Genomic DNA, 13,488 nt, shown 5'->3' on the forward strand with positions numbered 1-13,488 from the left:
TTCTACTCCTTAATAAATTTAAATCCCCTTAATCTTTGGGCATTAAGTACGACACTTAAACTGCTAAAACTCATAGCAGCAGCGGCAATCATAGGATTAAGTAAAATCCCATATCCATATAAAAACCCACAAGCTAAGGGAATGGAAATCACATTATAGCAAAAAGCCCAAAATAAATTTTGCTTAATGTTTGTACTTGTGGCTTTACTTAAAGCGATTATAAAACCACAAAGGCGAATATCCTCGTTGCAAATTAAGATTTCTGCACTCTGTGTGCTAATGTCACTTGCACTTGAAAAGCTCACAGAAACATCGCTTGCCTCTAATGCTGCAACATCATTAATACCATCACCCACCATCATCACTACTTCTCCTTGTGCTTTAAGGTGTTTGACGAATTCTAGTTTATCTTGTGGTTTAGCTTTTGCGATAAATTCTACAATGCCTATATTTTCAGCCACTCGTTTGACATTGTTTTCTCTATCTCCGCTAAGAATGTAACTTTTAATTTTTCTTGTTTTTAGAGTTTCAATTAATTCTTTTGCACCTTCTTTAATAAAATCTTCTAATAAAATTGCTCCTAAAACTTCTTCTCCTTGCCCAATGATAACATGGATAAAATTCTCTATGTCTCGCATTTTTTCTTGTAGAGGTTTTAAAGATTCACTCGAAAATAATTCAGCATTCCCTAGTGTGTATTCTTGATTATGAATGGAAGCACAAATGCCATAGCCACTTTTTGTGCAGAATTTTTCAGCCTTCAATAGCTCTAACTGACGCACTTTGCATTCTTTAAGAATTGCTTTTGCAATAAGATGTTCGCTACCTTGCTCTATGCTTGCGGCAATTTGTAAAAGGGTCTCTTCATTACCCTTTAGTGGAATAATATGGGCAATTTTTAGGTGAGTGTAAGTGAGTGTACCTGTTTTATCGAATACAACCGCTGAAACTTGTCCTGCATATTCCATACTTTGCACATTCTTAAAGAATAATCCCTTTTTGTTTGCAATTGCACTTGCAATCATCACTGCCATCGGTGTTGCAAGTCCTAAGGCACATGGGCAAGAAATGACTAAAACAGCAATAAAAATCTCAAAACCGAATGTAAAATTCTGGTAAAAACTCCAAAAAATTCCGGCAAGAAGGGCAATGAAAATTACACTAGGAACAAAAAACATTGCAACTTTATCTGCTATTTTTGTCATTTTTGTTTTTGAGTTTGCTGCTTCTTCAATTAGAGCAATCATTGCTTGAAGTGTGTTATGTTGACTATCACTTGTTGCTTTAAGAATGAAACTTGTTTGCGTGTTAAGGCTCCCTGCGAATAGCTTATCTCCTTTTTGTTTAAAAATGGGCATAATTTCGCCTGTTAGCATAGATTCATCAAGATAGCCCTCGCCCTCAAAAAGAATACCATCAACGGGTATGGAATGGCCAGGAAGAATCTTTAAATGATCATTGATTTTTATGTGGTCAATTAAGACTGTTCGTTCTGTTGTTCCATCGATTAAAATGACTTCCTTTGATTGTTTAGCTAACAACGCACTGATAGCACTGTTGGCATTATTTTTTGCACCCTCTTCGATATGTTTACCGACCATTACTAAGGTGAGAATTACGGTAATACTTTCAAAGTAAAGACCATGTGTTAAGGAATTTGTAGAGATTAAATAAAAGCTATAAAATAAAGCTGCTGTTGTACTGATAGCTATCAGGGAATCCATATTAGGATTTTTTGATACAATACTTTTAAAACCTTTAGTATAAAAACGCCAACCAAGAAGCATAGTAACGCCCGTTGCGATAATTTGTAAAAAAACTCCTAAAGATGATTGGAGTATAGGTGGCACTATAGAAGGGAAAAACATACCCACCATAGAAAGATACAGAACAATAAACATCATTATAACAGCTATTGTCAAGCGAAGATTAGAGGGCAAGAGCTTTTTTTCAATAGCTACCCAATTTTTTTGTTTTATTAATTCTTTAAGTGGCATTTCATTAGAATTTTGTGTGCTGAATTGGTGAGGTGCATAACCTAATTTTTCAACCAATGCAAAGATAGATTCAAGGTTACTCTTGTTTTCATCAAAGCTGACAATCGCACTTTGATTGACTAAGTTCACTTCAATTGAATGAATAAAATCCTTGCGTTTTAAAGAACGTTCAATTCCAGACGAACAAGCACTACAAGTCATTCCATCGATATAGAATTTCTCTGTTTTCATGGATTAATCCTCAAATAAAATCAAGTGGTATTCTACTTTTAAAAGGTAAACTATTCCTAAAAGGGTATTGCATTAGATAAAATGATCTTCAAACCAACCCGCAATCTCACTTCTAATTGTTTGCTTTAATTTAATTGCAGCAATATAATCATCGTCTTTTGCCATTTTTAAGAGTGTTGCTAAACCATTGCGGTTTCGGCTTAAATAAGGATGATCAATTTGCTTTGTATCTCCCAAAAAGACAATCCGACTTTCCTCGCCCATACGCGTTCCTATCAGTTTTACTGTTGCATTTGAAGCATTTTGCACTTCATCAAAAATAACAAATTTTTTAGCAATCGTGATTCCTCTTGCATGGGCAATATCAATTAAAGAAATATGGTGTTTTTTCATAAAATATTCAGTAGCTTCTGCCTTTTGCTCTCCTTTATTTTCTCCGCGGTATTCAATACGTTTTGCTAGAGATTCTTTTTGCATCTTTGCTATCATAAAATTGATGGCACTATATAAAGGATACATAAAATAATCAAGCTTTTCTGATTCTCCACCCTTTCTGAAGCCTAATTCTGCCTCTTTATCATTTGCAGTGATTGTATTGCGTAAATAGACAATACCATCAACCATTCCCATTTTGAGAAGTGTTAAGCCTGCCTGTAGGGCGATAAGCGTCTTGCCACTCCCTGTTGCCCCACTCACGACACTAATGCGATTTGATGGGTGAATAAGTAAGGAGTAATACATTTTTTGTTCTAGGTTTAGAGGTAAAACATAGGGGTTGTGTATTTTGAGAATTTCATCAAAATTTTGAGGACAAAATTCACCCTTAATCTTAAATCCAAATTGTTTTTTTCCGTTGAGGTAGCGAGAGTTTCCAGTATTTTCCTCTTCAGTAATTTCTATCAAACTCCAATCACTTAATTCTTGAAAGCATTGGAGCTGATGGATTGTCGGAATTTCTTGAATGTGGCATGTGAAAGAGTGAAAAAAATTGATAGAATCTACATTGTGAACACTATTACGTTCTAAGGATTCAGCTTGAATGCCACGAGAAAGTGAATGGATTTTTAAGGCAGTATCATTTGTGATTAATGTGAATCCATAATCGAGTGCAATTTCTGCAATTTTAAGGTCGTTTTGTCCCCATTCTGGCATAGGAGTTGCGTAATGAGAACGAGAAATAATATATAATGGAATCATAAAATCCAAATCTTTAAGGTAGGTTTTCCATAAGAAATCACCCTTTTTTAATGTTTTTAGGCCTATACTTTCAATAGTAATTTCTTCGCCTAAATTGTGGTTGATGAGGCGAAAAAACTCACGGCTAAAATACCCACTTTCCCCTAAATTTTCTTTTTTCTTGCCCAACTCCAGCAAGACAATATCACTAATGAATAGTAGATTTTCCTCATCGTAAAGCACATTTAAGTTCTCAATATTATCTAAGATGATAGAAGTGTCAATAAAATATTTTTTTTTCAATTATCTCCTTTAAGTATTATTTTTTTACTTTCTAATTCTGCTAAATCGTGTTGGTAAGATTTGATTTGTTCGCTCATTATAGGAATGGATTTGAGTCTGAATTCTTCTACTTCTTTCATAGCTTCCAGCACATTTTCATAGGCTACCTTGAGTTTATCCATATCAAGCAGTGCAGAACTTGCTCGTTGTTGAATATGCGTGCCTTGCTCCTTTAATTTTTGTGAGGTATGTAAAATCAAATCGCTTGTTTGCGTGTTAATTTGCTCTACAGAATCAAGCACTTTTTTTTGTGTTGCTAAGCCTTGTGCAACGATAATTGCAACGTTAAGTGCGTTAAGTGTTACAGCTTTTGTACGTTCAATGCTGTTGATGAGTTGACGATTATTTTCCATTAAACTTGCAATTGCGAGTTCTCCTTGTTCATGGACCATAATCTGTTGTTGAATATCGATAATTCTTTGCTTGAGTGGAAAGATAAAGGATTGAGAAATACGTTCTATATTTTCTATTTTTTGATCAATGAGTTGGGCTAAGAATTCATCAGCCTCTAATGCTTCTGTTAACTTCACCTTCAAATCTTGTAGCAATTCAAGATTATTTTTAATTTCTAGTTCAAAGGCAATATTATCTCGCTTGAGTCTTTGTTGTCCATCTTCTAGGGTTTTTAAAACTTCATCAATGAATGCTTGATTTTGTTGTAAGTCTGCTAAATAACGTTTAAAAGGATTAAGTTTGAATAATTTTCCGAAAAAACCTGCAGAAATATGGTTTGGATTCATTTTTTCAATAGCTAGTTGTAATTGTTTTAAATGCTGATAAATGGGTTCATCTTCTCCCTTGAAGGCAGAAATAATCCCTTGCATTGTTGTATTTCTTGCAATACTCTTTTCTTGCTCCTCTTGTCCAAAAATATCGATAATAATGGGTGTAAACTCATTTTCTTGAATCTTTTTTTGGATTTCTTCTTTAAGCGTTGACATTAATCTCCTTTATCGCGATATAAATATAAATATAAAAAGAACGAAAGCAAAAAAGCCAAAACCGACAAAAAATCTTTTTAAACTAATCACATCAAAAGTGATAGTAGAGTGTTCTGAATCTTTAACGCTTAAAAAAATTTCCTCCCCTATTAAGTCGTTAGCGATGGTGATTTGATGAGGCTTTCCGTCACTTAAGATGGCGAGTTGGTAGGAGAAGTTTTCATTATTTAAGCCCTTTGTCATTACATTTGTGGGTTGGATTAAAATGTCTATAATACCTTTTTTTGTCAAACCCTCTGTTTTAACAATAGAGAAACCCTCACGAAATCCTCCCCATTCTTGTGGAGGACTAATTACTTCAAAAATGCGCTGAAAAACTCTTTTTCCTTCTTCGTTTGTGCGGTTAAGAATAATAGTGAGTGCATGATTTTTGAATTCACTTTTTTTGAGATATTGTATTAAGATGCCATGTATAAAGCGGATAATATCCTGCATAGACAATAATTCTTCATGCTGAATTGTGATAGAAACTTCTTCTTCTTTATATTTTTTATCTAAAATAGGGTTCAATAGTCTGACACATTCTTTATCTAAATCAGTATGCATAAGCTTGACGACATCTTCGGTGATATTCAAGAATGGAGATTCTTCTTCCTCTGTTATCCCCTGTTGCTTTTGTATCTGTATTCTTCTTAGCTTTTCGCTTTCTCTTTTTGCTCTAAGCTGTTCTTTATGGTATTGTTTTCGTGACGATTCACCCAACGACACAGTGCCCTATCTCCTTCTATTGTCCTTTGAATAAATTTATCAAGGCTTATTCTATCTGAAAGCAGCTTAAAACTGAATCTAAAGTCTTGCGATCATTTTCAGTATAATTTTAGCTTTTATAGTTTATTATATGAACATATATTCATATATTCATTGTTTGTCTCATTTTGTAGATAATTATTAACATAAGGAGATGTATGAACCATTTCAAAACCAATGATATGCACAATCGCGAGTATATTTTACAGCAACTCATGGAATCGCTACCTAAGGAAGAATTGCTTTATGAGCTTGCGGAGTTTTTTAAGATTTTTGGGGATTCTACACGTATTCAGATTCTTTCACTCTTGCAACGAGAAGAATTATGTGTTAATGAAATTTCAACTTTATTAAAACTCTCTCCATCAGCTATTTCGCATCAATTAAGAATCCTGCGTCAGGCGAGATTAGTGCGTTATTGTAAGGTTGGAAAAGAGGTTTTTTATAGTCTTGATGATGAACATATTGAAAAAATTTTTGAACAAGGTTTAGAACATATTAAGGAGATGTAAAATGAGTGAAATTGCTTCTAACAGTATTGGTTGTGAATGTTGCTCCTCTCATTCAAGCAATTCAGAGTTGGCACAATCAAACCAGATACAGCTTTATCTTACGATAAGCATGAGTGTTTTTTATGTTTTTGTTTTGCTAGTAGATTATGAATTTATCCCTTTGAAAGAGCAACTACAACACTGGATTATAGCATCTTATGTTCTTGCTTATATTGTGCTTGGCTATGGGATTTTAAAAGAAGCGGCTTTAGGTTTATGGAGACGTGATTTTTTTAATGAAAATAGTTTGATGGCTATTGCAAGTTTAGGAGCTTGGGGAATTGGCGAAGGTGCAGAGGGTGTTGCTATTTTGTTGTTTTTTCGTTTAGGTGAAGCATTGGAGTCGCGCGTAATAGAGAAGTCGCGTAAATCCATTCGTTCCTTGCAGTCAATGAAGATTGATCAAGTGCATATATTAAGGGGAGAACAAAAAGTAAATGTCGATCCTTCAGAAGTGCAGGTTGGAGATATACTCTTTGTTTATGCGGGGGAGAGAATTGCTGTTGATGGGATTGTGGTTGATGGGCATTCTAGTCTTGACCTTTCAGTTCTCAATGGTGAATCTCTGCCTATTAATGTTAAAGTGGGCGATGAAGTTCTTTCTGGTGCAATTAATATTGATGGAATTTTACAGATTCAAGCGGTTAAAAATTATGGTAATTCTACATTTAGTAGAGTGATTGAATTAATTGAAGAGGGTAGTGCAAAAAAAAGTCGAAGCGAAGAATTTATCACGCGTTTTTCCCGTTACTATACACCGAGTGTAACTTTTTTGGCAATCTTAATCGCTTTTGTTCCCCCCTTATTTTTAGGAATTATGAGTGAAAGTTTTTTGGATTCTTTTAGTATTGCATTTAAGGAATGGTTTGCGAAGGGTTTAATTTTTCTTGTGGTGTCCTGCCCTTGTGCTTTGGTTATATCCATTCCTTTAAGCTTTTTTGTTTCTTTAGGAAAGGCAAGTAGAGAAGGGATTTTGCTTAAAGGTTCTAGCTATCTTGAGTCATTATTTTATGCAAAAAGTATTGTTTTTGATAAGACAGGTACACTCACAAAAGGTGAGTTAAGGGTGGTTGAAATCACCACAAAAGAGGGCATTAGCAGGGAGGAAGCATTAAGTCTTGCACAAAAGCTAGAAGAGCATTCTAATCATCCCATTGCCCGAGCTATTTTAAATGAGTCGGTAGAAGTATCTTTTCAGCTTGAGGAAAATCTGCAAGAAATAAGTGAGCAAGCTGGAGGAGGTTTGAAAGCAATTTATAAAGGCGAGGCATTATGTATTGGAAATCCTCTTTTTGTGAGTAATGAGATAGGGAATATGGGAGAGTTTACACAAAGCGAGCAATGTCAAATTTTATTGGCTTATGGTCAGGAAGTGATTGCCTCTTTTATTCTTGAAGATGAGATTAAGCAAGAAGCGGCACAGAATATTCAAGCTTTGAAAGCATTAGGAATACAGGATATTTATGTTTTGAGTGGAGATAAAAAAAATGTGGTGGAATCGGTCGCAAAAACTTTGCAGATTCCAAATTTTTATGGGGAGTTATTACCGGCTGATAAAGTATTTATGTTACAAAAGATTCTTGATGATAAAGATAAAAGAAAAGTAATTTTTGTTGGTGATGGGATTAATGATGCTCCTTCTTTAGCGTTGAGTGATATTGGTGTTGCAATGGGGAAGAAAGGGAGCGATGTTGCCTTAGAAGGTGCAGATATGGTGATTATGAATGATCATCTCTCAAAGATTCCACTTGCTATCCAAATTGCACGTAAAACACGTAGTATTTTAAGGCAAAATATTATTTTTGCACTTGGGACAAAAGCGGCTATTATGGTTTTTGGTGTTTTGGGTGTTGCAAATATGTGGATTGCTCTTTTTGGAGATGTGGGGGTTGCTTTTTTAGCTCTTCTGAATGCTATGCGTGCCTTACGATGAGGGAATTTAATTTTTTTAGGATATAATGTTGCATATTAAAGTAAAAGGAGTTCTGAATGCTATGCCCAGTTTGTAGTAATGTGCAGCTAGTGATGAGTGAGAGGAATGGCGTGGAAATTGATTATTGTCCACAGTGTAGGGGAGTTTGGCTAGATAGAGGAGAGCTTGATAAGATTATTGAGCGGTCATCAAATATACAGCAAAGACAACCAGAAAGGGGGCAATATGAGCAACCAAGACAGCAATACCAAGAACAACAATATCATGGTGGTAAGCAAAATTATCATAAGCCTTATAAAAAGAGAGAAAGCTTCTTGAGTGAACTTTTTGACTTTTAGTTTTAGCAAGAATTTTGATTCTTGAAAAGAGAAATATTATTTGTTGAAAAAAATACAAAATTTTGTTATAATTCCATTGCCTTAAAAATTAATTTCGTATAGGAGAGATAAAGATGAGTTCTATTATTTCGTTATTGAAAGGTCTTGAAGCGGATGCGATTGTTTTACATATGAAGCTTCATAATTATCATTGGAATGTTAAAGGAATGGATTTTCACCCCGTGCATGCAGCAACTGAGGAGATGTATGAAAATTTTGCAACCCTTTTTGATGATTTAGCAGAACGTATTTTACAACTTTCTGATAAGCCAATCACGACTTTAAAGGAAGCATTGGAAAAGGCGTCAGTTAAAGAAGAGTCTGGAGTGAGCTTTACTTCTAAGCAGATTGTAGAGTCAATCTTGAAAGACTATGAGTTGTTATATAAGAAATTTAAGGAACTTTCAAAAGCAGCAGCTGATAATGATGATAGTGTTACTGCTGCCTTGGCAGATGATAAGCTTGCTGCATTAGAAAAGTCAATTTGGATGTTTAAAGCACAATTAGCATAAGCCGTATCTGGGAGTAGACGTTGTTTGCTCCTGGATGACTGGTTAAATGTCTGGCGATGGGGCTTAATTTTGATAATAACTTAGTGTTAACTTGAAAGGTGTTGCTTGGCTTTTTGTGCATTATACGACTATACCGTAACTTCCTCGTCCTGCCCTTAATTTTTTTACTGATGGTTTTAAGTCCTTCCACAAATAATACTTCAAACAATACAAACAATCATACAATAAATCAATCCATAAACAACACTCAATCTTATAGTAATTTCTCTCTATCTAACCTCCCCCATCTCCATAAGGACAAGATAGATATATTTACTAAGAATGGTAGTGAGATAGATATAGTAGAGTTAGAATCTATCATCAAATCTCCTTAATGGCTCAAAAGAGATAGAATCCCACTCCTTATACTTTGGGGAGTTAGATAATAATGATAGCAATATGGGATTAAATATAAATAAGCCTATCTATTACTTACAAGGTGGAGAGGATATGGATTCTGTCGTTGTGAGAAATGAAATGACGAAGCAATCCATAAACAACAATTCTAATACTCCTCATAACAAAGCATATCGTCATACTGAAGGAGGGCAAAGCACGACTGAAGTATCCATAAACAAAGTTTCTAATTTCTTCTACACTTACAATACTTCATTATTCTCTTATTCACTCTAGCCTTCATATCAAACTAGAATGTAATAGCTCTGAATCTCAAGAGATAGAGAAGAAAGAAAAAGCACTCTTAGAATCCACTAAAGATTCTAAAGAGAATAAAGAAATAATATCTAGCGCATTCCTTTGTCCTGTCCTAGAAGATAATGAGCTTAAATGTCCTCATAATGGAGTAGTAAAGCTAAAGAGTAAGAAAGGTAAAAGCTTTACATCTAAAGATATTCCTATGATTTTAGAATCTGATTTAATTAACTCTAGTATTGTAGGTTGCACGAATAATATCGCAGGTGTTCCTACTCCTTGTTCTCTAGTATCTGTAATCCTCCCTAGTGCTAGAGCATTAAAAAAATATAATGATGATTATCCTATAATGCAAGATTTATGTGTTAGTGGGGTATTGAGTTATAAAGGATTCCCTATTTGAAGGAAAGATTAAATGAATTTTAATGGACTTATGCTAGAATCTTGTTTATAGAATCTAAAGAGGTGGCATAGATGAGTCAATACACAAAAGAACAGAGATTGAAGTTATTACGATATGCTGAACTTGCATGGGCTAGTTATAGCACAAAACTTAATGAAGGAATGTTTGGGGATAAAGAAAAGAAATGGGGTTATAAAGAGCAGAGAAAATATTTAACCAAACAAGAAGCACAAAAAATACATCAAGTCTCTTATAAAAGAGCCTTGACATCTAATATATTTACTTTTTACAATGATACAAGAGTAGATTTTGGGGATAAACAAGCAGAGGCTTTTATACATCGTTACGAAATATTAGCCTTTATCGATAAGACAGATTCTGGATTTAGTGCTACTTTATTTAAAGATACATACAACAATGAAAAGATTCTTGCATTTCGTGGGCTCGACATATTTAGATTAAATATTGCAGAGAATCCAAATATTAAAGGATTGGGGAATAGCCTAAAGGCTGATATCTTTGCAAATTTGTGTGGATATAATAGATTTTTACACAGCTAAAATACAACCATTACAGGACAAATATATTGTTGTTGGCCATTCCTTTGGTGGCTACTTAGCTCAACTTTTTACTTTGATGTATCCAGAAATCATAAAAGAGACATATACCTTTAGTTCCATTGGTGTGGTGCCTGATTGGTCTAATAGTATTATGAGTTTCGTGCTAGAGAGTTTTTCATCTAATCTTGAAATGTATTCAACATTACAAATCACACAAGAACACAAAGATTCTATCCGATTACAAAATAGTCTTATTTATCTGGCTAAACCAAACAAAGAGTTAGATAACTTTTTACCATATTATCTTAAGACAGAAAGTCCTTATGCATCTAATCACATAGATTCATATGTGCAAAGCAATACTCCACTACCAGCAAAGGCAAGTATGAAAAATTTTGCAAGTAAGCTTTTCTATAAAATACAGACTAGGGATAATGGCATATTTTTGGCTTGCAACTTACAAACAAATGTAGGAGCGTCGTTTATGACTATGTTTGATGAAAATGGTATCACCCCAATTTCTACAAAACACTTTAAAGAGATAAAAACTCTTAGTCATCGCATCAAAATAGCTGATACAACATTGCCTAGCCCACTTACACAATCTCAAATCCACCAAATACAAACAGATATAAAAGCCATATATAGAATCAATATGGAAAAAGGCTATGTGTTTTTTGGTAAGCATATTCTTTCTACGACATATCCACCTCTACCAATAGATAAGGAGTTTAAACCAAGAATTAAAATTTCACAAACTCTATCTAAAACAATAAAAAATAGTATAAAAAGAAATATAATTGCCTATATCCTAGTCATTATAACCATAGAAGACATATATAATGCCCTAGCTATTCTAGCCCATATTGATGATACGGCGATGAGCGATACAGAACTTATGCAATTTTTAAGCACATTATACCAACCAAGCATTATAGAGGTAAAATCATGGAATCTTTAATATCAATACTCCTTATCCCTGCTTTGTTATTGATAGCTACGGCAGTATTTTTTATCATTAAATGGTTGTATTATGACTTGACAATTGGACAATGGTTGGATTTATGGAAAGAAAAAAAAGATAAAAAAATAAGCCTTAAAATGATGATTTTTCTCATTATTTTGGGTATTTTTATAAACTTTATTTTACCAAGATTGTGAGTGCAATTATGGAATCTTTTGGTGTTATACTTGGTTTTATTACACTTATTTTTGTAATTTTACTTGTTTTATGGATACTTGATAAAGTCTATGGCTTTTCATCAGTGCTTCAGGATGAAAATTTAAGCTCTTGGCAAAAAATATTCGTCATAATTATCGCTATTCCATCTTATGTTATTGCAAATAATATTACTCTTGGCGTGTTATTGGTAATTTTATGTATATTTGCATTGATTTTGTTTGTCATAGCAAAATATCTTACAAGACTTATATAAAAGTTCTAAATAAATGTGCTGGTGTTATATTTGTTGCAGGTTTTTTACTCATCATAAAACTAATAGGTGCTATTTTTTAATTTTTGGTTGTAGATAGATTCTATAATTTTAATATAAGGAGTTTTTATGTGGAATCTTTAATGCAAATCCTTGTGATACCTGTTTTATTATTGGTCGCTGTGGCAGTGTTTTTTATCATTAAATAGTTGTATTTTGATTAATATCGCAAAATGAAGGAGAGAGTATGAAAAATTTTCTATATGAATTAGCATATATTCACAATGAAGATTTAGATTATGTCGCTGATAGTATTATTTGTTTAAAACAAAAGCATAACAACATAAACATCACAAGGCTTCAAAGTTCTGACATAGATTCCCTCACAAAAGATTCCCCTATCCATTTGTTTAGAGCTTTATACACTTGCAAGAGTTTTGCTATTTGTAAAGAAAACAATGAAAGCTTTATCACACAAGAAAATGCCAGTAAGATACTAGGCTATAAATCTGACTTTGCAAACATTTTTGTATATGGCAAAGATTCTCTAAGTAATGAATATCTTGAAGCTAGAAAAGCCTTGTATAAAACAATGATGAATCTAAGAAAGGAAAGAGAGCAAGAGCATAAAGAGAAACAAGAGGGAGTCTCTCAATTAAGCTATGAGGAATACACACAAGAGCAAAGAGAAAAACAACGACAAGTAAGATTTAATAGAAAAGATACATCTAAAGATTCAAATCATCTTATATTAGAATCAAATGATAAAAGTATAAAGATAATATTCTTAGATAAGCTAGATTCTAAGACTTCAAACAATGCTTATAATACTTCATCAAATAATACTTCGTCATTGCGAGAAGTCGGCACGACTTCGTGGCAATCCACACATAATACCTCAAACAATACAAGCAATCATACAATAAATCAATCTAACAATCTCTCTCTATCCAATCTAATCCACCTCTATAATAACAAGATAGATATATTTACTAAGAATGGTAGTGAGATAGATATAGCAGAGATAGAATCTCTACTTAGAGATTATAAGGATACATACACAGATTCTAAGATAGCCTCTAATCCCACTTTAGATTCTAATGATACATTTAGAGATTCTAATCTCACCCTAGATATTCTTAATTCTCCTAACACTCAAATATTCCTTTATTCTACTCTCCTTCATGGCTCAAAAGAAATAGAATCTCATCCTTTATACTTTGGGGAATTAGACAAAGAGGGAGAGTTGATAGAATCTAAGCCTATATATTACCTACAAGGTGGAGAGGATATAGATTCTGTCATTGCGAGGAATGAAATGACGAAGCAATCCACAAACAACAATTCTACCCACATATCCACTTCCACCCTCCAAATATTCCTCCACTCCTCTACTCTTACCATACTAAACTACTCTATATTAGACTCTAGCCTTCATATCAAACTAGAATGTAATAGCTCTGAATCTCAAGAGATAGAGAAGAAAGAAAAAGCACTCTTAGAATCCACTAAAGATTCTAAAGAGAATAAAGAAA

Annotated in this window: 13 protein-coding genes and 1 pseudogene; 10 read left to right on the forward strand and 4 right to left on the reverse strand. The window is 33.6% G+C overall.

The annotated features are described in order from the left end of the window. Positions 1-2: 2 nt before the first annotated feature. The 4 genes from CCZ01_RS06575 to CCZ01_RS06590 form a co-directional block, all read right to left on the reverse strand. Positions 3-2,228 (reverse strand): heavy metal translocating P-type ATPase, encoded by a 2,226-nt coding sequence (locus CCZ01_RS06575; protein WP_112052426.1) that lies wholly within the window; start codon positions 2,226-2,228, stop codon positions 3-5. Between the two features lie 72 nt (positions 2,229-2,300). Further along, positions 2,301-3,707 carry a PhoH family protein gene (locus tag CCZ01_RS06580; protein ID WP_112052427.1) on the reverse strand — a complete coding sequence of 469 codons (1,407 nt, stop codon included), beginning with the start codon at positions 3,705-3,707 and terminating at the stop codon, positions 2,301-2,303. Next, the gene (locus tag CCZ01_RS06585; RefSeq protein ID WP_112052428.1) at positions 3,704-4,687 is read right to left on the reverse strand and encodes a toxic anion resistance protein; all 984 of its coding nucleotides are present in this window, start codon (positions 4,685-4,687) and stop codon (positions 3,704-3,706) included. The genes CCZ01_RS06580 and CCZ01_RS06585 overlap by 4 nt, the downstream gene beginning before the upstream one ends. Before the next feature lie 9 nt (positions 4,688-4,696). Then, positions 4,697-5,455 carry a hypothetical protein gene (locus CCZ01_RS06590; protein ID WP_112052429.1) on the reverse strand — a complete coding sequence of 253 codons (759 nt, stop codon included), beginning with the start codon at positions 5,453-5,455 and terminating at the stop codon, positions 4,697-4,699. A 221-nt stretch (positions 5,456-5,676) separates the two neighbouring features. On the opposite strand from CCZ01_RS06590, the gene CCZ01_RS06595 reads away from it, so the two are divergent. The 10 genes and pseudogenes from CCZ01_RS06595 to CCZ01_RS06640 form a co-directional block, all read left to right on the forward strand. After that, a complete protein-coding gene (locus CCZ01_RS06595; RefSeq protein ID WP_112052442.1) occupies positions 5,677-6,006 on the forward strand; it encodes an ArsR/SmtB family transcription factor in 330 nt (109 codons plus the stop codon). Between the two features lies 1 nt (position 6,007). Next, the gene (locus CCZ01_RS06600; RefSeq protein ID WP_112052430.1) at positions 6,008-7,978 is read left to right on the forward strand and encodes a heavy metal translocating P-type ATPase; all 1,971 of its coding nucleotides are present in this window, start codon (positions 6,008-6,010) and stop codon (positions 7,976-7,978) included. A 56-nt stretch (positions 7,979-8,034) separates the two neighbouring features. Further along, positions 8,035-8,316 (forward strand): TFIIB-type zinc ribbon-containing protein, encoded by a 282-nt coding sequence (locus CCZ01_RS06605; RefSeq protein ID WP_112052431.1) that lies wholly within the window; start codon positions 8,035-8,037, stop codon positions 8,314-8,316. 113 nt (positions 8,317-8,429) lie between these two features. Continuing rightward, positions 8,430-8,867: a Dps family protein gene (locus CCZ01_RS06610; protein WP_112052432.1), complete on the forward strand. Its 438-nt coding sequence runs from the start codon at positions 8,430-8,432 to the stop codon at positions 8,865-8,867. Between the two features lie 895 nt (positions 8,868-9,762). Beyond that, positions 9,763-9,960, forward strand: a complete 198-nt coding sequence (locus CCZ01_RS10840) for a hypothetical protein (RefSeq protein WP_258436924.1) — start codon at positions 9,763-9,765, stop codon at positions 9,958-9,960. Positions 9,961-10,031: 71 nt separating this feature from the next. Then, complete coding sequence (locus CCZ01_RS06620) at positions 10,032-10,520, forward strand: hypothetical protein (RefSeq protein ID WP_112052434.1); 489 nt, start codon at positions 10,032-10,034, stop codon at positions 10,518-10,520. After that, positions 10,480-11,481, forward strand: a complete 1,002-nt coding sequence (locus CCZ01_RS06625; protein ID WP_112052435.1) for an alpha/beta hydrolase — start codon at positions 10,480-10,482, stop codon at positions 11,479-11,481. The genes CCZ01_RS06620 and CCZ01_RS06625 overlap by 41 nt, the downstream gene beginning before the upstream one ends. Next, positions 11,469-11,681 (forward strand): hypothetical protein, encoded by a 213-nt coding sequence (locus tag CCZ01_RS06630; protein ID WP_112052436.1) that lies wholly within the window; start codon positions 11,469-11,471, stop codon positions 11,679-11,681. The genes CCZ01_RS06625 and CCZ01_RS06630 overlap by 13 nt, the downstream gene beginning before the upstream one ends. Continuing rightward, positions 11,678-11,956: a hypothetical protein gene (locus tag CCZ01_RS06635; RefSeq protein ID WP_146745225.1), complete on the forward strand. Its 279-nt coding sequence runs from the start codon at positions 11,678-11,680 to the stop codon at positions 11,954-11,956. The genes CCZ01_RS06630 and CCZ01_RS06635 overlap by 4 nt, the downstream gene beginning before the upstream one ends. Before the next feature lie 244 nt (positions 11,957-12,200). Beyond that, positions 12,201-13,488 (forward strand): annotated as a pseudogene (locus CCZ01_RS06640) (hypothetical protein); the annotation flags it as partial.

Origin of the sequence: Helicobacter monodelphidis (genome assembly GCF_003288845.1) — a bacterium.
Taxonomy (GTDB): domain Bacteria; phylum Campylobacterota; class Campylobacteria; order Campylobacterales; family Helicobacteraceae; genus NHYN01.